Source organism: Streptococcus cristatus (genome assembly GCF_003943535.1).
Lineage (GTDB): Bacteria > Bacillota > Bacilli > Lactobacillales > Streptococcaceae > Streptococcus > Streptococcus cristatus_L.
Map to the genome: position 1 here is coordinate 17017 of NZ_RJPU01000004.1, position 24420 is coordinate 41436.

At 43.5% G+C, this 24420-nt stretch carries 21 protein-coding genes; 17 read left to right on the plus strand and 4 right to left on the minus strand.

Going from position 1 to position 24420, the window contains the following annotated elements:
* Positions 1 to 25 precede the first annotated feature (25 nt).
* The 5 genes from pyrH (at position 26) to D8790_RS06735 (ending at position 3586) form a co-directional block, all read left to right on the plus strand.
* Positions 26 to 751 (plus strand): UMP kinase, encoded by a 726-nt coding sequence (gene pyrH / locus D8790_RS06715; protein ID WP_005589574.1) that lies wholly within the window; start codon positions 26 to 28, stop codon positions 749 to 751.
* 18 nt (positions 752 to 769) lie between these two features.
* Entirely contained in the window at positions 770 to 1327 is a 558-nt protein-coding gene (gene frr / locus D8790_RS06720) for a ribosome recycling factor (RefSeq protein WP_005589576.1), read from the plus strand.
* A 99-nt stretch (positions 1328 to 1426) separates the two neighbouring features.
* Complete coding sequence (gene cvfB / locus D8790_RS06725; protein ID WP_125388050.1) at positions 1427 to 2281, plus strand: RNA-binding virulence regulatory protein CvfB; 855 nt, start codon at positions 1427 to 1429, stop codon at positions 2279 to 2281.
* On the plus strand, positions 2282 to 2497 hold the full coding sequence (locus D8790_RS06730) for a YozE family protein (RefSeq protein ID WP_125388051.1): 216 nt from the start codon (positions 2282 to 2284) through the stop codon (positions 2495 to 2497).
* Between the two features lie 90 nt (positions 2498 to 2587).
* Entirely contained in the window at positions 2588 to 3586 is a 999-nt protein-coding gene (locus tag D8790_RS06735; RefSeq protein ID WP_125388052.1) for a PhoH family protein, read from the plus strand.
* A 63-nt stretch (positions 3587 to 3649) separates the two neighbouring features.
* Here the strand turns inward: D8790_RS06735 and nrdF are convergent, their stop codons facing one another.
* The 4 genes from nrdF to nrdH form a co-directional block, all read right to left on the minus strand.
* Entirely contained in the window at positions 3650 to 4615 is a 966-nt protein-coding gene (nrdF, locus tag D8790_RS06740) for a class 1b ribonucleoside-diphosphate reductase subunit beta (RefSeq protein ID WP_125388053.1), read from the minus strand.
* Between the two features lie 2 nt (positions 4616 to 4617).
* Complete coding sequence (locus D8790_RS06745; RefSeq protein ID WP_125388054.1) at positions 4618 to 4848, minus strand: hypothetical protein; 231 nt, start codon at positions 4846 to 4848, stop codon at positions 4618 to 4620.
* A 52-nt stretch (positions 4849 to 4900) separates the two neighbouring features.
* Positions 4901 to 7060 carry a class 1b ribonucleoside-diphosphate reductase subunit alpha gene (nrdE, locus tag D8790_RS06750; RefSeq protein WP_125388055.1) on the minus strand — a complete coding sequence of 720 codons (2160 nt, stop codon included), beginning with the start codon at positions 7058 to 7060 and terminating at the stop codon, positions 4901 to 4903.
* Positions 7061 to 7154: 94 nt separating this feature from the next.
* Positions 7155 to 7373: a glutaredoxin-like protein NrdH gene (gene nrdH / locus D8790_RS06755; RefSeq protein WP_005589588.1), complete on the minus strand. Its 219-nt coding sequence runs from the start codon at positions 7371 to 7373 to the stop codon at positions 7155 to 7157.
* Positions 7374 to 7815: 442 nt separating this feature from the next.
* Here nrdH and D8790_RS06760 point away from each other — a divergent pair, with 442 nt between their 5' ends.
* The 12 genes from D8790_RS06760 to D8790_RS06815 all read left to right on the plus strand — a co-directional run bounded on the left by D8790_RS06760 (position 7816) and on the right by D8790_RS06815 (position 24326).
* On the plus strand, positions 7816 to 8079 hold the full coding sequence (locus D8790_RS06760) for a phosphocarrier protein HPr (protein WP_005589589.1): 264 nt from the start codon (positions 7816 to 7818) through the stop codon (positions 8077 to 8079).
* A 4-nt stretch (positions 8080 to 8083) separates the two neighbouring features.
* Positions 8084 to 9817, plus strand: coding sequence for a phosphoenolpyruvate--protein phosphotransferase (ptsP, locus tag D8790_RS06765; protein ID WP_061910896.1), 1734 nt, complete (start codon positions 8084 to 8086; stop codon positions 9815 to 9817).
* Between the two features lie 235 nt (positions 9818 to 10052).
* A complete protein-coding gene (locus D8790_RS06770) occupies positions 10053 to 11477 on the plus strand; it encodes an NADP-dependent glyceraldehyde-3-phosphate dehydrogenase (protein WP_125388056.1) in 1425 nt (474 codons plus the stop codon).
* A 388-nt stretch (positions 11478 to 11865) separates the two neighbouring features.
* Positions 11866 to 13779 carry a 1,4-alpha-glucan branching protein GlgB gene (gene glgB / locus D8790_RS06775; RefSeq protein WP_125388057.1) on the plus strand — a complete coding sequence of 638 codons (1914 nt, stop codon included), beginning with the start codon at positions 11866 to 11868 and terminating at the stop codon, positions 13777 to 13779.
* A gap of 3 nt (positions 13780 to 13782) precedes the next feature.
* On the plus strand, positions 13783 to 14925 hold the full coding sequence (locus D8790_RS06780) for a glucose-1-phosphate adenylyltransferase (RefSeq protein ID WP_005589595.1): 1143 nt from the start codon (positions 13783 to 13785) through the stop codon (positions 14923 to 14925).
* Positions 14915 to 16054 carry a glucose-1-phosphate adenylyltransferase subunit GlgD gene (glgD, locus tag D8790_RS06785; protein WP_045496500.1) on the plus strand — a complete coding sequence of 380 codons (1140 nt, stop codon included), beginning with the start codon at positions 14915 to 14917 and terminating at the stop codon, positions 16052 to 16054. Before D8790_RS06780 ends, glgD begins: the two co-directional genes overlap by 11 nt.
* Entirely contained in the window at positions 16051 to 17481 is a 1431-nt protein-coding gene (gene glgA, locus D8790_RS06790) for a glycogen synthase GlgA (RefSeq protein WP_125388058.1), read from the plus strand. Before glgD ends, glgA begins: the two co-directional genes overlap by 4 nt.
* A 133-nt stretch (positions 17482 to 17614) precedes the next feature.
* Complete coding sequence (locus D8790_RS06795) at positions 17615 to 20011, plus strand: glycogen/starch/alpha-glucan phosphorylase (protein ID WP_125388059.1); 2397 nt, start codon at positions 17615 to 17617, stop codon at positions 20009 to 20011.
* Between the two features lie 142 nt (positions 20012 to 20153).
* Positions 20154 to 20654: a phosphatase PAP2 family protein gene (locus D8790_RS06800; protein ID WP_125388060.1), complete on the plus strand. Its 501-nt coding sequence runs from the start codon at positions 20154 to 20156 to the stop codon at positions 20652 to 20654.
* 148 nt (positions 20655 to 20802) lie between these two features.
* Complete coding sequence (manA, locus tag D8790_RS06805) at positions 20803 to 21744, plus strand: mannose-6-phosphate isomerase, class I (protein WP_125388061.1); 942 nt, start codon at positions 20803 to 20805, stop codon at positions 21742 to 21744.
* 190 nt (positions 21745 to 21934) lie between these two features.
* The gene (locus D8790_RS06810) at positions 21935 to 23104 is read left to right on the plus strand and encodes an AI-2E family transporter (RefSeq protein WP_125388062.1); all 1170 of its coding nucleotides are present in this window, start codon (positions 21935 to 21937) and stop codon (positions 23102 to 23104) included.
* On the plus strand, positions 23097 to 24326 hold the full coding sequence (locus D8790_RS06815; protein ID WP_125388063.1) for a tetratricopeptide repeat protein: 1230 nt from the start codon (positions 23097 to 23099) through the stop codon (positions 24324 to 24326). Before D8790_RS06810 ends, D8790_RS06815 begins: the two co-directional genes overlap by 8 nt.
* The last annotated feature ends 94 nt before the right edge of the window (positions 24327 to 24420 follow it).

Below are 24420 nucleotides of genomic sequence, written 5' to 3' on the forward strand. Positions count from 1 at the left end.
TACAGATAAAACAAGGAGTGGAAAAATGGTAGAACCTAAATATAAGCGTATTTTGATTAAACTATCTGGAGAAGCTTTGGCTGGCGAAAAAGGTGTGGGTATCAATATCGCCACTGTTCAAAAAATGGCTGAAGAAATCAAGGAAGTCCATGAACTGGGCATTCAAATTGCCTTGGTTATCGGTGGTGGTAATCTTTGGCGAGGCGAGCCAGCAGCAGAAGCGGGTATGGATCGCGTTCAAGCGGACTATACTGGCATGTTGGGAACAGTCATGAATGCACTTGTAATGGCAGATTCCTTGCAGCAAGTGGGCGTTGACACCCGCGTTCAGACAGCGATTGCGATGCAGCAGGTGGCTGAGCCTTATATTCGTGGACGTGCTCTTCGTCACCTAGAAAAAGGTCGGATCGTTATTTTCGGTGCTGGTATTGGTTCACCATATTTCTCAACAGATACGACAGCTGCTCTGCGGGCTGCAGAAATTGAGGCAGATGCTATCCTCATGGCTAAAAATGGTGTGGATGGGGTCTACAATGCCGATCCAAACAAGGATAAAACGGCTGTGAAGTTTGATGAATTGACCCACCGTGACGTTATTAACAAAGGCTTGCGCATCATGGACTCGACTGCTTCTACCCTTTCTATGGACAATGACATTGACCTAGTCGTCTTTAATATGAATGAACCTGGCAATATCAAACGAGTAGTCTTTGGCGAGCAAATCGGGACAACTGTCTCAAATAATTTATAAAAATCAGGAGAAAAGAAAATGGCAAATGCAATTGTAGAAAAAGCAAAAGAAAGAATGACCCACTCGCACCAAAGCTTGGCGCGTGAATTTGGTAGCATCCGTGCAGGCCGCGCTAATGCTAGCCTTTTGGATCGTATCCATGTGGAATACTATGGAGTAGAGACACCGCTTAACCAACTCTCTTCTATCACGATTCCAGAAGCTCGTGTGCTTTTGGTGACACCTTTTGATAAGTCTTCTATCAAGGATATCGAGCGTGCGATCAATGCCTCTGACTTAGGTATCACACCATCTAGCGACGGATCTGTCATTCGTTTGGTTATTCCAGCTCTGACAGAGGAAACTCGTCGTGAATTGGCTAAAGAAGTGAAAAAAGTCGGTGAAAATGCTAAGATTGCGATCCGTAACATCCGCCGCGATGCGATGGACGAAGCAAAGAAACAGGAAAAGGCTAAAGAAATCACTGAAGATGAATTGAAGGTTCTTGAAAAGGATATTCAAAAAGTCACTGATGATGCAGTGAAGCATATCGATGATATGACAGCGACTAAAGAAAAAGAACTTCTAGAAGTTTAATATTTTAGCAGAATCAAAACTCAGTTGGCCTTGGCTGACTGAGTTGTTTTAACATAAAAATCCTTGCGATTAGAAGAGGCAAGGTAGAAGTAGGGCTATATGAACACAAATCTTGCTAGCTTCATCGTGGGGATTATCACGGATGAAAACGATCGTTTTTACTTTGTCCAGAAGGATGGACAAACTTATGCGCTTTCTAAAGAAGAGGGACCGCATGAGCTCGGTCAGTCTGTCAAGGGCTTTGCCTACAGCGATATGAAGCAGAAACTTCGCCTGACGACTCTTGAAGTTACAGCGACCCAAGACCAGTTTGGCTGGGGAACGGTAACGGAGGTCCGAAAGGATCTAGGTGTCTTTGTCGATACTGGTCTGCCGGATAAGCAAATCGTCGTGTCACTAGACATCTTGCCAGAGATCAAGGAACTCTGGCCTAAGAAGGGCGACCGCCTTTATATCCGTCTGGATGTGGACAAAAAAGACCGCATCTGGGGTCAACTGGCTTATCAGGAGGACTTCCAACGTCTGGCCCGTCCTGCCTACAATAACATGCAGAACCAAAACTGGCCAGCCATCGTTTATCGGCTCAAGCTTTCTGGTACCTTTGTTTACCTGCCGGAGAATAATATGCTGGGCTTCATTCATCCGAGTGAGCGCTATGCAGAGCCACGTCTAGGGCAAGTCTTGGACGCACGGGTAATTGGCTTTCGTGAAGTAGACCGCACCCTTAACCTCTCTCTCAAGCCTCGCTCCTTTGAAATGCTGGAAAATGATGCCCAGATGATTCTGACCTATTTGGAGAGCAATGGCGGCTTCATGACTTTGAACGACAAATCTTCACCAGACGACATCAAGGCCACTTTTGGTATTTCCAAAGGCCAGTTTAAAAAAGCTCTGGGCGGTCTCATGAAAGCCGGTAAAATCAAGCAAGATCCGACTGGAACGGAGTTGGTGTAAATGAGAAAATCTTTTTACAGCTGGTTGATGACAGAGCGTAATCCTAAGAGCGAGGAGCCTAAGGCTATTTTGGCGGATTTGGCTTTTCAGGACACGGCCTTTCCTAAGCACACGGATGATTTTGATGAGGTCAGTCGTTTTCTGGAGGAGCATGCAAATTTTTCCTTTAACTTGGGCGAGTTTGATGCTATTTGGGAAGAGTATCAGGCCCATTAAGTGGATAGTGGCTAGGGATAGTCATTTTCTGCTTGCTTTGATATAATAAATGTAATTCATTCAATAAATTAAAATAGAGAGGTTCTTTGTTTGCAGGAACATTCAGTAGAATTGAAACTGGGCCATCCAGATGATGCCTTTCATCTCTTTGGCTCTAATGAACGCCATCTGCGCTTGATGGAGCAGGAATTGAAGGTCACCATTCATGCCCGAACCGAGATTGTGCAGATTTTAGGGACGGAGGCTGCCTGTGAGGAGGCGAGCCAGGTTATTCAGGCTCTCTTGGTCTTGGTCAATCGTGGCATGACCATCGGTACACCCGATGTTGTGACAGCCATTACTATGGTCAAAAATGACGAGATTGATAAGTTTGTAGCTCTTTACGAAGAAGAGATTATCAAGGACAGCTATGGCAAGCCAATTCGGGTTAAGACATTGGGTCAGAAAATCTATGTGGATAGTGTTAAAAATCATGATATTGTCTTTGGGATTGGTCCAGCTGGGACAGGGAAGACCTTTCTGGCGGTGACCTTGGCCGTGACAGCTCTCAAACGTGGGCAGGTCAAACGCATCATCTTGACGCGACCAGCGGTAGAAGCTGGTGAGAGTTTGGGCTTTCTGCCTGGTGACCTTAAGGAAAAGGTGGATCCTTATCTGCGTCCGGTCTATGATGCCTTGTATCAGATTTTGGGTAAGGACCAGACGACACGCCTGATGGAGCGAGAAATCATTGAGATTGCACCTTTAGCCTATATGCGGGGGCGGACGCTGGATGATGCTTTTGTCATTCTGGATGAAGCGCAGAATACCACCATCATGCAGATGAAGATGTTCCTGACACGTCTCGGCTTCCAGTCTAAGATGATTGTCAATGGAGACATCAGTCAGGTTGACCTGCCTCGCAATGTCAAATCAGGACTCATTGACGCTCAGGAGAAATTAAAGAACATCTCCCAGATCGACTTTGTTCATTTCTCAGCCAAGGATGTGGTTCGCCATCCAGTAGTGGCGCAGATTATCCGTGCCTATGAGCCGCCAGCTCCTAAGAAAGAGGATCGTGAAGTAGCTGAGGACGAAAGCGTTAGCTGATGATAAATGATAAAAAAACGACTAACTTGATGAACAAGTTAGTCGTTTTCTAGTGTCTGAAAATTATTTGGTTAAACCGTAGTTGTAGTCATCATCTTGCATGGCTTCAACTTCACCAAGAAGGTAACCATTTCCGACCTGAGAGAAGAAGTCGTGGTTAGATGTTCCTGTTGAGATCCCGTTCATGACGATTGGGTTGACATCGTCCGCTGAATCTGGGAAGAGGGGATCTTGTCCTAGGTTCATGAGGGCCTTATTGGCATTGTAGCGAAGGAAGGTTTTAACTTCTTCGGTCCAGCCAACACCGTCATAGAGGCTTTCTGTATAGCCCTCTTCGTTCTCGTAGAGTGTGTAGAGTAGGTCGTACATCCATTCTTTGAGCTTTTCTTGCTCTTCTTCAGGCAATTCGTTGAAACCGAGTTGGAATTTGTAACCAATGTAGGTCCCGTGAACGGACTCATCACGGATGATCAGTTTGATGATTTCCGCAACGTTAGCTAGTTTGTTGTTGCCAAGATAGTAGAGGGGTGTAAAGAAACCAGAGTAGAAGAGGAAGGTTTCCAGGAAAACGCTGGCAATCTTCTTTTCAAGGGGGCTACCATTAAGGTAGATTTCATTGATAATTTCTGCTTTTCTTTGTAGGTAGGGGTTAGTGTTGGTCCATTCAAAGATTTCTTCAATCTCAGCCTTGGTATTCAAGGTAGAAAAGATAGAAGAGTAAGATTTTGCGTGGACGGATTCCATGAATTGGATATTATTGAAGACGGCTTCTTCGTGGGCAGTACGGACGTCCTTACGTAGAGCATCCACACCAGATTCAGACTGGAGGGTATCCAGCAGGGTCAATCCTCCGAAGACCTTGCCGACCAAGTCTTTTTCCTTGTTGGACAATTTTCTCCAGTCATCCAGGTCATTAGACAAGGGAATCCGTGTATCCAGCCAGAATTGCTCCGTCAGCTTTTCCCAAGTTGATTTGTCGATGACATCTTCGATAGCATTCCAGTTTATGGCTTTATAGTATGTTTGCATGTTTATATTCTCTCGTTTTTTTGAATTCTTTTCTTAACTAAATACTTTCCAGCTACTGAGCTACCTTTTCGTAGTCCGTCAGAGGCTATTGTATCAATTTTGCTTTCTAAATTTATTTTATCTTCTTCCAAAATGGAAATCTTCTTTTTATCTTGTCGGCGTAGCTTCTTTAAAATTGCGTTCTGAAATTTTAACTCATTATTTTCTCGTTTTGTTTTACTAAATCCGAACATATTCTTCTCCTAATTAAAAGTAAGTTATAAATTTGATATTTTAGAATCAAAACTAGATCACACAGCTTTCACACTGATTTGCCCCAACTTCGCCGCCATCGTCAGTGAAGGTGCGGACGTAGTAGATGGACTTGATTCCCTTGTTGAAGGCGTAGTTACGCAGGATAGAAAGGTCGCGGGTTGTCTGCTTGCTTTCTTTTTTCCATTCGTAGAGGCCTTTAGGAATATCGCTGCGCATAAAGAGAGTCAGTGAAAGTCCTTGGTCCACGTGCTCAGTTGCAGCGGCATAAACATCAATTACCTTGCGCATGTCCATGTCATAGGCGCTGGTGTAGTAAGGGATAGTCTCAGTTGACAAGCCTGCCGCAGGATAGTAGATCTTACCGATTTTCTTTTCCTGACGTTCTTCGATCCGCTGAGTGATTGGATGGATTGAAGCAGAAACATCGTTGATGTAGCTAATAGAGCCATTTGGTGCAACAGCTAAGCGGTTTTGATGGTAGAGGCCGTCAGCCTTGACCTTGTCGCGTAACTCTGCCCAATCCTCTGCAGATGGGATAAAGATATCTTTGAAAAGTTCTTTGACACGATCAGACTTAGGTACAAATTCACCCGTCAGGTATTTGTCAAAGTAAGTGCCGTTAGCATAGTCAGATTTTTCAAAGTTATGGAAGGTCACGCCACGCTCGCGAGCGATATTGTTAGACTCAACTAAAGTCCAGTAGTTCATGAGCATAAAGTAGATGCTAGTGAACTCGACAGCTTCCGCTGATCCATAATCGATCAACTGCTGAGCCAAATAGCTGTGCAGTCCCATAGCTCCCAGACCAAAGGTATGCGCCAGACTGTTACCGTTGTCGATAGAAGGCACAGCTGTGATGTGTGAGCTGTCAGTGACAAAGGTCAAGGCGCGTGTCATGGTTCGGATGGATTTTCCGAAGTCAGGCGAAGTCATCATGTTGACAACGTTTGTAGATCCCAAGTTACATGACACATCTGTTCCCAGGTGGAGATACTCTTGTGCGTCATTCAAGAGGCTAGGCTCTTGAACTTGCAGGATTTCTGAGCAAAGGTTACTCATGATAATTTTGCCGTCGATTGGATTGGCACGGTTAGCTGTATCGATATTCACGACATAAGGATAGCCAGACTCTTGTTGCAGTTTAGAAATTTCTGTTTCCAAATCACGGGCCTTGATCTTGGTTTTGGTGATTTTAGGATTAGCAACTAGCTCATCGTATTTCTCTGTGATGTCGATATAGGCAAATGGAACGCCGTATTCACGTTCGATTGAGTAAGGGCTGAAGAGATACATATCTTCATTCTTGCGCGCTAATTCGTAGAATTTATCTGGAATGACAACACCGAGCGAGAGAGTTTTAACTCGAACTTTTTCATCAGCATTTTCTTTCTTGGTAGAAAGGAAAGCGATGATATCTGGGTGGAAGACATTGAGGTAAACAACTCCAGCTCCCTGACGTTGGCCCAGCTGGTTAGAGTAAGAGAAGCTATCTTCAAACAGTTTCATAACAGGAACAACTCCAGATGCAGCTCCTTCATAACCCTTGATAGGAGCTCCAGCTTCCCGCAGATTGCTGAGGGAAATACCGACCCCACCTCCGATACGAGAGAGCTGCAGGGCGGAGTTGATGGAGCGGCCGATTGAGTTCATGTCATCTGTTACTTGGATGAGGAAGCAGGAAACCAATTCGCCACGACGAGCTCGACCAGCGTTGAGGAAGCTTGGTGTAGCCGGTTGATAGCGCTGGTGGATGATTTCATTTGCGATATCTTTGGCAATGGCTTCATCTCCGTTGGCAAAGTAGAGGGCATTAAAGAGCACCCGATCTTCCATGCCTTCGAGATAATATTCACCATCATTTGTCTTCAGTGCATACTGGTTGTAGAATTTATAGGCTGCCATGAAAGATTTGAACTTGAAATCTTGAGCATGGATAAAAGCAGACAACTCTTCAATATATTCAGGAGAATAGAGTTGGATAAATTCTTTTTCCAAGTAGTTTTCTTCAATTAAATATTGAATTTTTTCAGTAATAGAAGCAAACTTCATCGTGTTTGGTTCAACATTTTCTTTAAAGAAGGCTTCCAAAGCTTCCTTGTCTTTGTGAAGCATGATTTGCCCATTGACTGGACGATTGATTTCGTTATTTAGACGGAAGTAAGTCACATCTTCTAAGTGTTTGAGTCCCATAATTTTCCTTTTTCTAAAATGTCTTTTGCTTTTACAAAATAAACGGCTCCTACGAATGATAGGAGCGGCAACAAAGCTCTAAATACTGGCGAGATTATGATAATTTTTTAAGTTTACCAGGCTGGAAACCAGAAAATGCTTCAGTTGGCGTTTGAATAACAGGCGCTGCATTGAAACCGAGGCTTTTAACATGGTCGATGTATTCTGGTTGCTCATCAAGATTGATTTCGCGATATTCCACATTGTTGGTATCGAGAAAACGCTTGGTCATCTTGCATTGAACACAATCGTTTTTAGAGTAAATAGTTACCATTAGATGATTCCTCTATACTTTCATTTTCTTAAATTTAAATCTGAAACTAGTATATCTAAAAGCGAATTCGATGTCAACAGTTTTGAACTAAATATTGTATGATATTTTCTTATAGCAACTATAGAGATACAATATATAGTGTATAAAACATCGAAACAAAGAGAAATAACCACAAGGAGTCACAGCGCTTACTGTACTTTAAGCGAAGCTAGAGCAAAAAGAATTCATTGTAAGGAAGAAAGCCTTGAAACGATTTCGAAAAGAGAGGGAGCTGACGATTGAATCTACTATTTTAAAACAGAATTCATTTTCAAACTCTAACGAAATATTTTGTAAGCGGGCTATAAAATTCTTGAAAAAGATTTCAAAAAGTGATATAATATCAATTTGTAAGGGTTATCACTTTAACTCAAAAAGAATTATTTTAAAGGAGAGTCTAACTATGGCTTCTAAAGATTTCCACATTGTGGCAGAAACAGGTATTCACGCGCGTCCAGCAACATTGTTGGTACAAACAGCTAGCAAATTTGCTTCAGATATCACTCTTGAGTACAAAGGTAAATCAGTAAACCTTAAATCAATCATGGGTGTTATGAGTCTTGGTGTTGGCCAAGGTGCTGACGTTACAATCTCAGCTGAAGGTGCAGACGCGGATGATGCTATCGCTGCTATCTCAGAAACAATGGAAAAAGAAGGATTGGCATAAGAAAATGACAGAAATGCTTAAAGGAATTGCAGCATCTGATGGTGTTGCTGTTGCTAAGGCATATCTATTAGTTCAACCGGATTTGTCATTTGAGACTGTTTCAGTCGATGATACGAATGCAGAAGAGGCTCGTTTGGATGCAGCTCTTGAAGCTTCACAGAACGAGCTTTCTGTTATCCGTGAGAAAGCAGTAGATAGCCTTGGTGAGGAAGCGGCTCAAGTATTTGACGCTCACTTAATGGTACTCGCTGACCCTGAAATGGTTGGTCAAATCAAAGAAACGATCCGTACTAAGAAAGTAAATGCGGAAGCTGGTCTGAAAGAAGTTACAGACATGTTTATCGCTATTTTTGAAGGTATGGAAGACAATCCATACATGCAAGAACGCGCGGCAGATATTCGTGACGTAACGAAGCGTGTTTTGGCAAACCTTTTGGGCAAGAAATTACCAAATCCAGCTTCTATCAATGAAGAATCAGTTGTAATCGCACATGACCTGACTCCTTCTGATACAGCTCAATTAGACAAGAAATTTGTTAAAGCTTTTGTAACTAATATCGGTGGACGTACAAGCCACTCTGCAATCATGGCGCGTACGCTTGAAATCGCAGCGGTATTGGGAACAAATAATATTACTGAACTCGTTAAAGACGGCGATATCATCGCAGCTAATGGTATCACTGGTGAAGTAATCATTAACCCAACTGAAGAGCAAGCAGCAGCATTTAAGGCAGCTGGTGAAGCTTATGCGAAGCAAAAAGCTGAATGGGCTCTCTTGAAAGATGCTCAAACAGTGACTGCCGATGGCAAACACTTTGAACTCGCTGCTAACATTGGTACACCAAAAGACGTTGAAGGTGTCAATGCAAATGGTGCTGAGGCCGTAGGTCTTTACCGTACAGAATTCCTTTACATGGATTCACAAGACTTCCCAACAGAAGACGAGCAGTACGAAGCATACAAGGCTGTACTTGAAGGAATGAATGGTAAACCTGTTGTCGTTCGTACAATGGATATCGGTGGAGATAAGGAACTTCCTTACTTCGATATGCCGCATGAAATGAACCCATTCCTTGGTTTCCGTGCATTGCGTATCTCTATCTCTGAAACTGGTGACGCTATGTTCCGTACACAGATCCGCGCTCTCTTGCGTGCTTCTGTACATGGACAATTGCGTATCATGTTCCCAATGGTTGCTCTCTTGACAGAATTCCGTAAAGCTAAAGCAGTTTACGAAGAAGAAAAAGCGAAATTGCAAGCTGAAGGTGTTGCTGTAGCGGACAATATTCAGGTAGGTATCATGATTGAAATTCCGGCAGCAGCAATGCTAGCTGATCAATTTGCCAAAGAAGTTGATTTCTTCTCTATCGGTACTAACGACTTGATCCAATACACAATGGCTGCCGACCGCATGAACGAACAAGTTTCATACCTCTACCAACCATACAACCCATCAATCCTTCGCTTGATCAACAACGTTATCAAGGCAGCTCACGCTGAAGGCAAGTGGGCAGGTATGTGTGGAGAAATGGCCGGTGACCAAACAGCTGTGCCGCTTCTTGTCGGAATGGGCTTGGATGAATTCTCTATGAGTGCGACTTCTGTCCTTCGGACTCGTAGCCTTATGAAGAAATTGGATACGAAGAAGATGGAAGAACTTGCACAGCGCGCATTGACTGAATGTGCAACGATGGAAGAAGTTCTTGAACTTGAAAAAGAATATCTTGACTTCGATTAATCTGAAAATTAAGATCAGGAAATTTTCCTGGTCTTTTTTTACTTTTCTTCAGTGTCCAGTGGACCTAGTGTAGAAAGTGAGAAGTGATAAAAAAGAGAGAAATATAGAGAGTTCATATGAACAAAAGAAGATGATTCATGAAATTTGTGAAAAATTTCTTTAAATTTATAAAATTTAGTTGAAATTTTCAGAAAATTTGATAAAATGATACTTAATAATATTTTGGAGGGGACACGTGACACAATATAAGAACTATATAAATGGAGAGTGGAGAGCTTCTGAAAATGAAATCACCATCTCATCTCCTATCAATAATGAGATTTTAGGAACTGTGCCTTCCATGAGTCAGGCAGAGGTTGATTATGCGATGGCGAGCGCTCGTGCGGCTTTGCCAGCTTGGCGCGCCCTTTCAGCAGTCGAACGTGCAGCTTATCTGCATAAGGCTGCGGATATTTTGGAGCGCGATCAGGAGAAGATTGGCGAAATCCTTGCAAAAGAAGTTGCCAAGGGTATCAAAGCGGCGATTGGAGAAGTTGTTCGGACAGCAGACTTGATTCGCTATGCGGCTGAAGAGGGCATCCGTATTCATGGCCAGGTTATGGAAGGAGGTGGCTTTGAAGCTGCCAGCAAGAAAAAACTGGCTATGGTCCGTCGTGAGCCTGTAGGAGTTGTCTTGGCTATCGCACCATTTAACTACCCAGTCAACCTGTCTGGTTCTAAGATTGCTCCTGCTCTTATCGGTGGAAATGTTGTGATGTTTAAGCCACCTACTCAAGGTTCAATCTCTGGTCTGCTCTTGGCTCAAGCTTTTGCTGAGGCTGGTCTTCCTGCTGGTGTTTTCAATACCATCACAGGCCGTGGTTCAGAAATTGGGGATTACATTATTGAGCATAAGGAAGTAAACTACATTAACTTTACTGGCTCCACTCCAATCGGTGAGCGCATCGGTAAGTTGGCTGGTATGCGTCCAATTATGTTAGAATTGGGTGGTAAGGATGCTGCAGTTGTGCTGGAAGATGCCGACTTGGAGCATGCAGCTAAGCAGATTGTTGGCGGAGCATACAGTTATTCCGGTCAGCGCTGTACGGCTATTAAACGTGTCATTGTCATGGAGAGCGTAGCAGATAAATTAGCGGCGCTGATTAAGGCAGAGGTAGAGAAACTGACGGTTGGGGATCCCTTTGATAATGCGGATATCACACCAGTCATTGATAATGCATCAGCAGATTTCATCTGGGGCTTGATTGAAGATGCTCAAGAAAAGGGAGCGTCAGCCTTGACAGAAATCAAACGTGAAGCAAATCTCATCTGGCCTGCCTTGTTTGACCATGTGACACTAGATATGAAATTAGCTTGGGAAGAGCCATTTGGTCCTGTTCTTCCGATTATTCGTGTGACTTCCCTTGAAGAGGCTATCCAGATCTGCAATCAGTCAGAATTTGGTTTGCAATCTTCAGTTTTTACAAATGATTTTCCGAAAGCATTTGAAATTGCTGAAAAACTGGAAGTGGGTACTGTACATATCAATAATAAGACCCAGCGTGGTCCAGATAACTTCCCATTCCTTGGTGTTAAGGGGTCTGGAGTCGGAGTGCAAGGGATTCGTTACAGTATCGAAGCGATGACACAAGTGAAATCTATCGTGTTTGATGTGAAATAATGAGAAAGGCGGCTTTGTGCGGCCTTTTTTCTTACCATAATGAACTTGTAAATCTAACAAGTGTTCGAACAATATAAAAATAAGCAGGCGTTGATATTTTTGATTGCTTATCATTTTAAAATGTAAATTTACATATTGGTCTAGATAAATTATTTTAGGAATCCTAGTACAGGGATTGATTTTTAAGTACAGATATTAGCCTCAAACTCTTTGAAATCACTATTTTATCAGATATTTTCCACAAAAACCTTGATATAGCAACTCATTCTTTTTAAGAAATTGGGCTTTTGAAATTTTTGAGATAGTTTTTGGAAATTTACTTGAAAAATATAAGAAAATGGGGTAAAATAGAAACATAGAAAACGCTTACAAATAGAAAGGTGACTAAATGGACAAAAAAGAAGCATTAAGAACCTTTACAACAGGTGAAAACTTTCATTTGCAGCATTATTTAGGAGTGCATCAGGATGTGGTGGATGGCAAGGCTGGCTACACCTTTAGAGTCTGGGCTCCAAATGCGCAGAATGTGCATCTGATTGGAGATTTCACCAATTGGTATGGAGAGCAGATTCCTATGACTCGCAATGAAGGCGGTGTCTGGGAAGTCTTCACGGATTTGCCTAAGGAAGGAGATATTTACAAGTACAATATCAAACGCAGTAGTGGTCAGGAAATCTTGAAAATTGATCCGCTGGCTATCTATTTGGAAGAGCGCCCAGGTACGGGAGCTATTGTTCGGACTATTCCAGAGAAGAAGTGGCAAGATGGGCTTTGGCTGGCTCGGAGAAAGCGTTGGGGCTTTTTCTCAAGACCGGTCAATATCTATGAAGTACACGCTGGCTCTTGGAAACGAAATCCTGACGGCAGTCCATATTCTATGGCTCAGCTTAAGGAGGAGTTGATTCCTTATCTGGTCGAAATGAACTATACACACGTTGAGTTCATGCCGCTCATGGCCCATCCTTTGGGACTCAGCTGGGGCTACCAGCTCATGGGTTACTTTGCCTTTGAACATACTTATGGAACGCCAGAGGAATTTCAAGACTTTGTCGAAGAATGTCACTTGAATAATATTGGTGTCATTGTGGACTGGGTTCCGGGTCACTTTACCATCAATGACGATGCCTTGGCCTACTATGATGGAACACCAACCTTTGAGTACCAGGATCATGACCGAGCTCACAACTATGGCTGGGGCGCCTTGAATTTTGACCTAGGAAAAAATGAAGTGCAATCTTTCTTGATTTCTAGTATCAAATTCTGGATTGATTTCTACCATCTAGATGGGGTTCGTGTGGATGCAGTTAGCAACATGCTCTACCTAGACTACGATAGTGGTCCTTGGCAGCCAAACAAGGATGGCGGTAATCGTAACTATGAAGGCTACTATTTCTTGCAACGTTTGAACACAGTCATCAAGCTATTTCATCCAGATGTTATGATGATTGCTGAAGAGAGCTCGTCCGAAACCAAGATTACAGGCATGAGAGAGATGGGCGGTTTGGGCTTTGACTTCAAGTGGAATATGGGCTGGATGAACGATATTCTGCGTTTCTATGAAGAAGACCCGATTTATCGCAAGTACGACTTTAATCTGGTGACCTTCAGCTTTATGTATGCTTTTTCTGAAAATTTCCTCTTGCCTTTCTCTCACGACGAAGTCGTTCACGGCAAGAAGAGCATGATGCATAAGATGTGGGGTGACCGCTACAATCAATTTGCTGGTCTCCGCAACCTCTTGACCTATCAAATCTGCCATCCAGGCAAGAAATTGCTCTTTATGGGTTCAGAATTTGGTCAATTCCTAGAGTGGAAGTCAGAAGAGCAGCTGGAATGGTCAAATCTGGACGATCAGATGAACAAGCAGATGCAGAGCTTCACTTCGGCCCTCAACGCCTTTTATCGAGATAATCGTCCGCTTTGGGAGATTGATCTTAGCTACGATGGCATCGAAATCATTGATGCCGACAATACCGATCAGAGCGTCCTTTCCTTTATCCGTAAGACGGAAAAAGGAGATATGCTGGTCTGTGTATTCAACATGGTGCCAGTAGAGCGCAAAAACTTTACCATTGGTGTGCCAGTGGCAGCCGTTTATGAAGAAGTATGGAATACTGAATTAGAGAAATGGGGAGGTGTTTGGAAAGAACACAACGAAACAGTTCAGTCTCAAGAGGGACTATGGAAAGATTATCCGCAGACCTTGACCTTTACGCTACCAGCTTTGGGAGCAAGTATTTGGAAAATCAAGCGTCGTGTGAATGTTCGTAAAAATGCTAAAAAAGATTCCACAAAGGAGTAGGATATGAAGAATGAAATGCTAGCTTTGATTCTTGCCGGTGGGCAAGGAACTCGTCTTGGAAAGCTCACACAAAGTATTGCAAAACCAGCAGTACAGTTTGGTGGTCGTTATCGTATTATTGATTTCGCGCTGTCAAACTGTGCCAACTCTGGGATTAATAATGTCGGTGTGATTACCCAGTACCAACCACTTGCTTTGAACAGTCACATCGGGAACGGTTCAAGCTGGGGCTTGGATGGTATCAACACAGGTGTATCCATTCTTCAGCCTTACTCTGCCAGTGAAGGAAATCGTTGGTTTGAGGGAACTAGCCACGCTATTTTCCAAAATATTGACTATATCGACAGCATCAATCCTGAATATGTCTTAATCCTATCTGGTGACCATATCTACAAGATGGACTATGATGATATGCTCCAATCCCATAAGGATAACAGCGCTAGTTTGACGGTTGCAGTCTTGGATGTACCTCTCAAGGAGGCCAGCCGTTTTGGTATCATGAATACCGACGCTAACAATCGGATCGTTGAATTTGAAGAAAAACCAGAAAATCCTAAATCTACCAAGGCTTCTATGGGAATCTATATCTTTGACTGGCAACGTCTCCGCAATATGTTGATTGCTGCTGAAAAGAGCAATGTAGATATGTCCGACTTTGGTAAGAATGTTATCCCTAACTATCTTGAATCTGGCGAAAGTGTTTATGCTTATGAATTTAACGGCTACTGGAAAGACGTTGGTACGATTGAGTCACTTTGGGAAGCTAATATGGAATACATTAGTCCAGAAAATGCTTTAGACAGTCGTGATCGTCAGTGGAAAATTTACTCACGCAACTTGATTTCACCACCCAACTACCTTGGTGCAAATGCTCATGTTGAAGATTCTTTGGTAGTTGACGGCTGTTTTGTGGATGGAACTGTTAAGCATTCTATTCTTTCAACAGGCGCTCAAGTTCGTGAGGGTGCAGAAGTTATTGATTCTGTCATTATGAGTGGCGCTATTATCGGTCAGGGAGCTAAGATTAAACGTGCGATCATTGGTGAGGGCGCTGTTATTTCTGATGGTGTAGAGATTGACGGAACAGATGAAGTGCAAGTAGTCGGATATAATGAAAAAGTGGGGGTACCAACAGATGAAGATTGATAAATATTCAGCGATTTTAGGAAATACGGTCGGTTTCCACGACATGTCAACCTTAACAGAACATCGTCCAGTTGCCAGTTTGCCATTTGGTGGGAAATACCGCTTGATTGACTTCCCACTTTCTAGTCTTGCTAATGCTGGTGTTCGTAGCGTCTTTGGTATCTTCCAGCAAGACAATATCAGCTCTGTATTTGACCATATTCGTTCAGGTCGTGAGTGGGGCTTGTCTACACTTTTGAGCCACTACTATCTAGGTATTTACAATACTCGTGTAGAAAGCAGCACAGTTGGTAAGGAATATTATGAACAGTTACTGACTTATCTGAAGCGCTCAGGCTCTAACCAAACTGTAGCCCTGAACTGTGATGTGTTGATCAACATTGACCTAAATCAGGTCTTCCACTTACATAACACAACCCAGCAACCGATGACAGTGGTTTACAAGAAATTGCCATCTAAGGACATTTCAGATGTGAATGCAGTTCTGCAAGTCAGTGAAACAGACCATGTCCTAGGACATAAACTGCATAGTGATAGAGACGAGGGCGAGCTCTTCAATATGTCTACAGATATTTTTGTAGTAGATACGCCTTGGTTGATTGAAAAATTGGAAGAAGAAGCCCAAAAAGAATTCCCACAAAAACTGCGCTATGTTCTTCGGGACTTGGCAGCTGAAGTTGGAGCTTTTGCTTACGAGTATACAGGCTATCTGGCAAATATTTACTCTGTTGAATCATACTATAAGGCCAATAAAGATATGCTTGATCGGCAGAAATTCTACTCCCTCTTCTCACCAAATCAAAAGATTTATACAAAGGTGAAAAACGAAGAGCCGACTTACTATGCAACAGGATCGAAGGTAAATCGCTCTCAGTTTGCCTCAGGTAGTATTGTAGAAGGTGAAGTTGTAAATTCTGTTATTTCGCGGAATACAAGAATTTTAGCAGGTAGCAGTGTCAAAGACAGTCTCCTCTTCCCACGCGTTGTCGTTGGAAAAAATGCAGTGGTAGAATATGCAATTGTGGACAAGGGCGTTGAGATTGCTGAAGGAGTTGTTGTTCGAGGGACAGCTGAACATCCAGTTGTACTGAAGAAAGGTCAAAAAGTTACAGAGGACATCGTTTCATGAAAATTTTATTTGTAGCAGCAGAAGGGGCCCCTTTTTCCAAGACGGGTGGTTTGGGGGACGTTATCGGCGCCCTCCCCAAATCCTTGGTCAAAGCTGGTCATGAGGTTGGGGTTATTCTGCCCTATTATGACATGACGGATGCTAAATTTGGTGATCAAGTTGAAGATCTCTTCTCCTTTGAAGTCAGTGTCGGTTGGCGTCGGGAATATGTCGGTGTCAAAAAGATTGAGTTGGAAGGTGTGAACTTCTACTTTATCGATAATCAGCATTATTTCTTCCGTGGACACGTCTATGGTGATTTTGATGACGGCGAACGTTTTGCCTATTTCCAATTAGCAGCAATTGAGCTGATGGAGCGCATTGACTTTATTCCAGATGTTCTCCATGCGCACGACTACCATACGGCTATGATTCCTTTCTTGGTCAAGGAAAAATACCGCTGGATTCAGGCCTATAACAACATCAAGACAGTACTGACTATTCATAATTTAGAGTTTCAGGGACAATTTCCGGATAGCATGCTTTGGGAACTCTTTGGTGTCGGCTATGAACGTTATGCGGATGGCACTCTCCGTTGGAATGACTGCCTCAACTGGATGAAGGCGGGCATTCTCTATGCAGATCGCGTGACAACTGTTTCACCGAGCTATGCCAACGAAATTCGGACAGCTGAGTTTGGCTGCGGTCTGGATCAGATTCTTCGGATGGAGTCAGGCAAGCTGGTCGGCATTGTCAATGGTATCGATACAGATATCTACAATCCAGAAACCGATAAATTGCTGGCTTACCACTTTAATAAAGACGATTTGACCGGGAAATTAGAAAACAAACGAGCTCTTCAAGCAAAAGTAGGCTTGCCAGTTCGGGACGATGTTCCTGTCGTTGGTATCGTCTCTCGTTTGACTCGTCAAAAAGGTTTTGATTTGGTGGTGGAAGAGTTGCATAATCTGCTTCAGGAAGATGTGCAAATTGTCCTTCTTGGAACAGGAGATCCTGCATTTGAACGTGCCTTCGCTTGGTTTGGCCAGGCTTATCCTGAAAAATTATCCGCTAATATCCTTTTTGATGTTACTTTGGCTCAGGAGATCTATGCAGCCAGTGATATTTTCCTTATGCCGAGCCGCTTTGAACCTTGCGGTCTATCTCAGATGATGTCTATGCGTTACGGGACACTGCCACTGGTTCATGAGGTTGGTGGTTTGCGTGATACGGTTGAACCTTTCAATGTCTATAGTGGACAGGGAACAGGCTTTAGCTTCAATAACTTCTCTGGTTATTGGCTAACATGGACTTTCAAAGAAGCCCTCAATCTTTACTGGCATGACCAAGAAGCTTGGCATAGTCTGCAAATACAGGCGATGGAAAGAGATTTCTCTTGGGATACAGCCAGTCAAGCATACAGTGATTTATATGAGTCACTACTCTAGTATGTTGCATTAGAACAGCAATCCTCTCTTGTTTCTGACAAGAGAGGATTTGTCGGGTAAGTGGTCTTTCTCATGTTGACATCTTATCCAGACGGATGCTTTTCCCTAAAAGAAAGGAAGTTGATTCGTAAAAATGGAATTAAATAAAGAACAGTTTATCCGAGATTTCAAGGATACTTTGCACGAACGACAGCTTATTAAGATTGCGGATGCTACACCTGCCGAGCTTTTTCAAGCCCTCGCTAGTACCATTCGTAAATATATCACGCCACTGTGGCTGGAGCGCCGCAATAAACTCGTGGAACAGCAGCAAAAGACAGCATATTACTTTTCTATTGAGTTTCTTCCAGGGCGCATGCTGGAAACCAATCTGCTCAACTTAGGTATCCTCGATACGGTTAAGGAAGGCTTTGCCGATTTGGGCGTTGACTTTGAAGATGTCAAGAATGCTGAGTATGATATGGCCTTGGGCAATGGCGGTCTGGGCCGCTTGGCAGCAGCCTTCATGGACTCGCTGGCAACCACTGGCTATCCAGGTTTTGGAAATGGGATTCGCTATCGCTACGGTCTTTTCAAGCAGAGAATCGTAGATGGCTATCAGGTGGAAATTCCAGACGATTGGTTTGGCAGTCTGGGCAATGTCTGGGAAACCCGTAAGGATCACGGCATTGTGGATGTTAAAATCTTTGGTAATGTCTACTTGCGTGCCAATGAAGAAGGCCGCATTGTACCGGTTTATGAGCATTCTAAAACTTTGCGTGCTGTGCCTTATGACGTGCCTCAGATTGGCTTTGGCAATGACAATATCAACAATCTCCGTCTTTGGGATGTTGAAATCCCAGAAGAATACGAACTGGACTATCCAACTATTGAAGCCCGTCGACGGGTGCAGGACATCACTGCCATTCTCTATCCAGACGACTCTAGTTACAAAGGAAAAGAACTGCGCCTGATTCAGGAATACTTCATGACCAGCGCAGGGCTGCAAACCATTATCAAATCTTATCTCAAGCAAGGTCGACCGCTCAAGAATATTCATGAGAAGGTTTCCGTCCATATCAACGATACCCACCCAGCAGTTGCGCCAGCTGAGTTTATGCGCCTTTTGCTGGATGATTATGGTCTCGAGTGGGCAGATGCTTGGAATGCGACGGTCAAGACCATGAGCTACACCAACCACACCATTTTGTCAGAAGCCTTGGAAAAATGGGATGCAGAGCTCTTTAAGAATGTCCTGCCGCGGGTTTATCAAATCATCCTAGAAATCGACAACCGCTATGTAGCTGAAATGGCTGGACGTGGACTTGATCCGCAGGTCATCGAAAACACTCGGATCGTCAAGGACAATCAAGTCCACATGGCTCACTTGGCTATCATCGGTGGTCATTCAATCAATGGTGTTGCCAAACTCCACACAGAACTGCTCAAAGAAGACACCTTGCGTGATTTCTACAGCATTTATCCAGAGAAGTTTAACAATAAGACCAATGGCATTATCCAGCGCCGCTGGCTGCAAATTGCGGATGAGCCTTTATCAGCTGAGATTGATAAGCTAATTGGTAAGGGCTGGAGAAGTGATATCCATGAGTTGCGCAAGCTTTTGGAATTCAAGGACAATCAGCAAGTGCTGGGTGATTTCTACCGAGTGAAGCAGGAAGCCAAGGCTCGTCTGGCTGACTTCATCAAGGACTCAACAGGAGTAGAAGTTTCTACAGAAGCTATCTTTGATGTACAGGTGAAACGGCTCCACGCCTACAAGCGTCAGCTGCTCAATCTGCTTCATATCATCAAGCTCTACTGGGACCTCAAGGACAATCCTGACAAGGATATGGTGCCACGCGTCTTTATCTTCGGTGCCAAGGCTGCTCCAGGCTACCACTTTGCTAAGTCGGTCATCAAGCTAATCAATGAAGTAGCCAATCTGGTTAACAAGGATGAAAGTCTGCAAGGCAAACTCAAGGTTGTTTTTCTGGAAAATTATCGGGTCAGCTTGGCTGAGCTCATCATTCCAGCAGCAGATGTATCTGAGCAGATTTCCCTAGCTTCCAAGGAGGCTTCTGGTACTTCCAATATGAAGTTTATGATGACAGGTGCCATTACCCTAGCTACTCTGGACGGAGCCAATATCGAAATCAAGGACGAGGTCGGTGACGACAACATTGTCATCTTCGGGATGGACAAGGACCAAGTTTACGAGCATTATGCCCGCCACGATTATTACTCACGCGGTGTCTATGAAAGCAATCCAGACATTCGCCGAGTGGTCGACACCTTTGTCAATGGCACCATTCCAAATGTTCGTGAAGAAGGATCTGAAATCTACGAAGCCCTTATCACCCATAATGACGAATACTTCCTCTTGGAAGACTTCCATGCCTATGTAGAAGCTCAGGAGAAGATTGATGCCCTCTATCGTGACAAAGAAAAATGGGCCCGCATGAGCTTGATTAACATCGCTACATCTGACAAGTTCACCTCAGATGATACCATTGAGCAATATGCCAAGGAAATCTGGAATCTGGAGAAATAAACCTCTTCAGAAAACATGAATACTAAGAGATTGGGGCTGGGGTCTCAGTCTCTTTTGCTATCCATCTACCATCTTGTCTAGAAATATGCTATAGTAGAGAAAGTATGAGAATTCAACTTTTTAAAAAGCAGGATAAGCAAGTATGAAAGACTATACGATTTTTTATCAACAATTAACAACTCCTTTTCGCAGTCGTCCTAGGATAGTGAAAGGAATGACCTATTTTAATAGGGGGATGACTGTTTTTATGCCTCTGGTGTATGGAGTGGTCTTGACTGATGCCTTTCTGACAGAGGGTTGGAAAGGGCTGCTTGCTTTTTTTCTCCTTCCAGCTATCGGATTTGCTCTCTTGTCAGCGATTCGTAAACAACTGAATCAGCCACGCCCTTACGAGAAATGGGCTATTCAACCCTTGCTGGCCAAGGATACATCAGGCAAGTCCATGCCCAGCCGCCATGTCTTTTCGGCGACAGTGATTTCTATGTGCTTGCTCTACTTTTTCTGGCTGCCGGGGCTTATCTGCCTCTTGCTTTCGGCAGGGTTGGCAGCAGTGCGCGTGATTGGCGGCGTGCACTATCCAAAGGATGTAGTGATAGGATACCTTTGCGGAATTTGCTGGGGAGCTTTAATCTTTTTATTATAAAGGTCTGGCGAGAGCCAGATTTTTCTTTGTAAAGTAAGTTGAGGAGTAGACAAAGTGCCCGAATCTATATTATAATGTAAGCAGTACCAAACTTTTATCATCAAGGATGCCTGATTTTGGAAGATGAAAAATATGTAAGGAGACTATTATGTCAGAACCGTTATTTCTAGAGTCTGTGATGCAGGAGAAGATTTGGGGCGGCACCAAGCTGCACGATGTCTTTGGCTATGAAATTCCCAGCGACCATGTGGGCGAGTATTGGGCAATTTCGGCTCATCCGAATGGTGTTTCAACCGTCAAGAATGGCCGTTTTGCAGGTCAGAAGCTAGATGCGCTCTATGCCGAGCACCGTGAGCTCTTTGGCAATCGTCCAGAGCCTGTCTTTCCACTTTTGACGAAGATTTTGGATGCCAATGACTGGCTTAGCGTACAGGTCCATCCAGATGATGCCTATGGACTAGAGCACGAAGGAGAGCTTGGCAAGACTGAATGCTGGTATGTTATCGCTGCAGACGAAGGGGCAGAGATTATCTACGGTCACAATGCCAAGAGCAAAGAAGAATTGCGCCAGCAAATCGAGAGCAAGGACTGGGATCATCTTTTGACCAAAATTCCGGTCAAGGCTGGTGACTTTTTCTATGTGCCAAGTGGCACCATGCATGCTATTGGCTCAGGCATTCTGATTTTGGAGACTCAGCAGTCTAGCGATACCACTTATCGGGTCTATGACTTTGATCGTAAGGACGATGCTGGCAATCTTCGTGAGTTGCATTTGGAGCAATCGATTGATGTTCTGACTATCGGCGAGCCTGCTAATAGCCGTCCCGTTACCATTCAGGCAGACGATTTGACCTCTACTCTTTTGGTGGCCAATGACTTCTTTGCTGTTTACAAGTGGGACATTGCTGGTTCTGTTGAATTTAAAAAGACAGTAGATTACAGCTTGTTCAGTGTCTTGGAAGGTGCTGGCGAGTTGACAGTGGATGGGCTAGTGTATCCTATCAAAAAAGGATCTCATTTCATCCTACCGAGCGATGTCACAGAGTGGACCTTGTCTGGCGACTTGCAACTGATTGTTAGCCATCCATAGTGAAAAAATACATAGACTGAGTGCTCATCTCGGTCTATGTTTCTTTATTTTCGAAGAATGAATAGAGAAAACAGGACTTTAACTTCAATCGGTGAAAAAGTCCAATAAATAAGGTATTTCATCATGGTTGCTTGAAGATATTTTTTCTGAAAAATGGTACAATGAAAAGGAATATCCAAAGGAGTTGAATATGGAACACAAAGAAAAAGATTTTAGTTTGTCCTGGTTTTTTAGATGGTTCTTGGATAATAAGGCCATTACCGTATTTTTGGTGACCTTACTCATCGGTTTGAACATTTTTATTCTTAGCAAAATTAGCTTTATTTTTACACCGGTGATTGAGTTTATTGGTGTCATTATGTTGCCAGTGATTTTGGCTGGGCTGCTTTACTATCTGCTCAATCCCATTGTCGACTGGATGGAAAAGCGCAAGATTAACCGTGTGGCCGGGATTACAATTGTCTTTGTCTTGATTGGTGTTTTGATTGTGTGGGGCTTGGCGGTTGCTATTCCTAACTTGCAGCATCAGATAGTGAGTTTTTCAAAAAATGTTCCCGCCTATCTCAAGCAAGCCAATAAAATGATTGATGATGTTTTGACCAATCATATTTCAGATGATTTGAAGCCACAAATCGAGCAAGTTACGAATAAGCTTTCGACTCAGATTACTTCATGGGCCAGCAATTTTTCATCTAAGGCAGTCAATTGGGCCAGCAATTTGATTAGTACGGCTTCACAAATCATTGTGGCTATTATCATCATGCCTTTTATTCTTTTCTATTTACTGCGCGATGGGAAAAATCTCAAAGGCTATGTGGTTCAGTTCTTGCCAACGAAATTCCGCGAGTCATTTGGTCAGGTCATGACGGATGTGAATACCCAGTTGGCCAATTATGTTCGAGGTCAGGTGACTGTAGCAATCATCGTGGCTCTTATGTTTATGATCTTTTTCAAGATTATTGGTTTGCGTTATGGTGTGACTCTAGCCGTTGTGGCAGGAGTTTTGAACTTGGTGCCTTATTTGGGAAGCTTCCTTGCCATGTTGCCAGCCTTAGTTCTTGGCTTGATTGCTGGTCCGATCATGCTGTTGAAAGTCATTATTGTCTTTATCGTGGAGCAGACCATTGAGGGGCGCTTCGTGTCTCCATTGATCTTGGGAAGCCAATTAAGCATCCATCCGATTACGATTTTATTTGTTTTGCTGACTTCAGGAACCATGTTTGGTATCTGGGGTGTCTTACTGGGAATTCCAGCTTATGCATCAGCCAAGGTTGCCATCACAGCGCTCTTTAAGTGGTACAAGAAGGTTAGCGGTTTGTATGAAGAAAGTGTTCAAGAATTAGGAGAAGGCAGTGAGTAAGAGTGAACAAATGTTAACAGCTCTGCAAAATCAGGATTTAGCACAGGCTGAGAAGTATTTTGAAGAGGCTTTGAGCCAAGATACCGATCAAGAGTTATTAGAATTCGCCGATTACTTAGAAAGTATCGGCTTTTTCCCGCAAGCCAAGCGAATTTATGAAAAATTAGCTCCGCTTTTCCCCGAGTCCTATATCAGTCTGGCAACGATTGCTGCTGACGATGGTGACTTGGAAGAAGCTTTTGCTTATTTAGAGGAAATTGACTCAGAAAGTGAATGGTATGTGGCCGCTCTCTTGGCCAAGGCTGACCTCTATCAGCTAGAAGGATTGCCAGATGTGGCAAGGGAGAAATTACTGGAAGCTGCCAAACTGTCGGACGAACCTTTGGTGACTTTTGGTTTGGCAGAAATTGAGTTTGAATTGGAAAATTTTGCTCAGGCTATCAAGGAATATGCTCAGCTAGATAATCGCTCTATCTACGAGCAGACAGGGGTGTCCACCTACCAGCGGATCGGTCTTTGCTATGCCAGTCTGGGGAAAATTGAAGCTGCCATAGAATTTTTGGAAAAGGCTGTGGAGCTGGAGTACGATGAAGAGACGGTCTATGAATTGGCAGCTATCTTGTACGAACAAGAGGAGTACCAAAAAGCTAATTTGTACTTCAAGCAGCTGGATACGATTTCGCCAGATTTTGAAGGCTATGAGTATGCCTATGCGCAGTCTCTCCATGCGGAGCATAAGACCGAGGAAGCTTTGGCAATGACTGAGCAAGGCTTGACCAAAAATCCTTTCGAGACTCGCCTTCTGCTCCTTGCTTCCCAACTATCTTACGAACTGCATGATGTGGAAAAATCCGAGGATTACCTGCTAGCGGCTCAGGAAAATGCAGATGATGTAGAGGAAATTGCTCTGCGACTGACCAATCTCTATTTGGAGCAGGAGCGCTATGATGAGGTCTTAGCTTTTGAGGAACAAGAGCTAGACAATGTCTTAACCCGCTGGAATCTGGCGCGGGCTTATCAAGCCTTGGAAAATCTGGAAAAAGCTGGGGAGCTTTATCAGGAGCTGGCACTTGACTTGCAGGAAAACCCTGAATTTCTGGAAGAATACGTTTATCTCTTGCGCGAATTAGGGCGTGTGGAAGAAGCAAAAATACAGGCTGGCAAATATCTGCGTTTGGTTCCAGATGACACTGCTATGGCAGATTTGTACGAAAGTTTGTAAAGTTCTCTTGAAAAATCTCTTGCCTTGCTAGTTTTCGATTATATTAGGAAGAGGCTTGTTTTTGCTGACACGATAGTTTGATTAAAGAAGGAGT

Coding starts and splice junctions, on each gene's coding strand:
- D8790_RS06810 (WP_125388062.1), top strand. CDS start 21,935: ATGGAACACAAAGAAAAAGATTTTAGTTTGTCCTGGTTTTTTAGATGG.
- D8790_RS06745 (WP_125388054.1), bottom strand. CDS start 4,848: ATGTTCGGATTTAGTAAAACAAAACGAGAAAATAATGAGTTAAAATTT.
- glgD (WP_045496500.1), top strand. CDS start 14,915: ATGAAGATTGATAAATATTCAGCGATTTTAGGAAATACGGTCGGTTTC.
- frr (WP_005589576.1), top strand. CDS start 770: ATGGCAAATGCAATTGTAGAAAAAGCAAAAGAAAGAATGACCCACTCG.
- cvfB (WP_125388050.1), top strand. CDS start 1,427: ATGAACACAAATCTTGCTAGCTTCATCGTGGGGATTATCACGGATGAA.
- pyrH (WP_005589574.1), top strand. CDS start 26: ATGGTAGAACCTAAATATAAGCGTATTTTGATTAAACTATCTGGAGAA.
- glgA (WP_125388058.1), top strand. CDS start 16,051: ATGAAAATTTTATTTGTAGCAGCAGAAGGGGCCCCTTTTTCCAAGACG.
- manA (WP_125388061.1), top strand. CDS start 20,803: ATGTCAGAACCGTTATTTCTAGAGTCTGTGATGCAGGAGAAGATTTGG.
- D8790_RS06795 (WP_125388059.1), top strand. CDS start 17,615: ATGGAATTAAATAAAGAACAGTTTATCCGAGATTTCAAGGATACTTTG.
- nrdH (WP_005589588.1), bottom strand. CDS start 7,373: ATGGTAACTATTTACTCTAAAAACGATTGTGTTCAATGCAAGATGACC.
- glgB (WP_125388057.1), top strand. CDS start 11,866: ATGGACAAAAAAGAAGCATTAAGAACCTTTACAACAGGTGAAAACTTT.
- D8790_RS06780 (WP_005589595.1), top strand. CDS start 13,783: ATGAAGAATGAAATGCTAGCTTTGATTCTTGCCGGTGGGCAAGGAACT.
- nrdF (WP_125388053.1), bottom strand. CDS start 4,615: ATGCAAACATACTATAAAGCCATAAACTGGAATGCTATCGAAGATGTC.
- D8790_RS06760 (WP_005589589.1), top strand. CDS start 7,816: ATGGCTTCTAAAGATTTCCACATTGTGGCAGAAACAGGTATTCACGCG.
- ptsP (WP_061910896.1), top strand. CDS start 8,084: ATGACAGAAATGCTTAAAGGAATTGCAGCATCTGATGGTGTTGCTGTT.
- D8790_RS06730 (WP_125388051.1), top strand. CDS start 2,282: ATGAGAAAATCTTTTTACAGCTGGTTGATGACAGAGCGTAATCCTAAG.
- D8790_RS06800 (WP_125388060.1), top strand. CDS start 20,154: ATGAAAGACTATACGATTTTTTATCAACAATTAACAACTCCTTTTCGC.
- nrdE (WP_125388055.1), bottom strand. CDS start 7,060: ATGGGACTCAAACACTTAGAAGATGTGACTTACTTCCGTCTAAATAAC.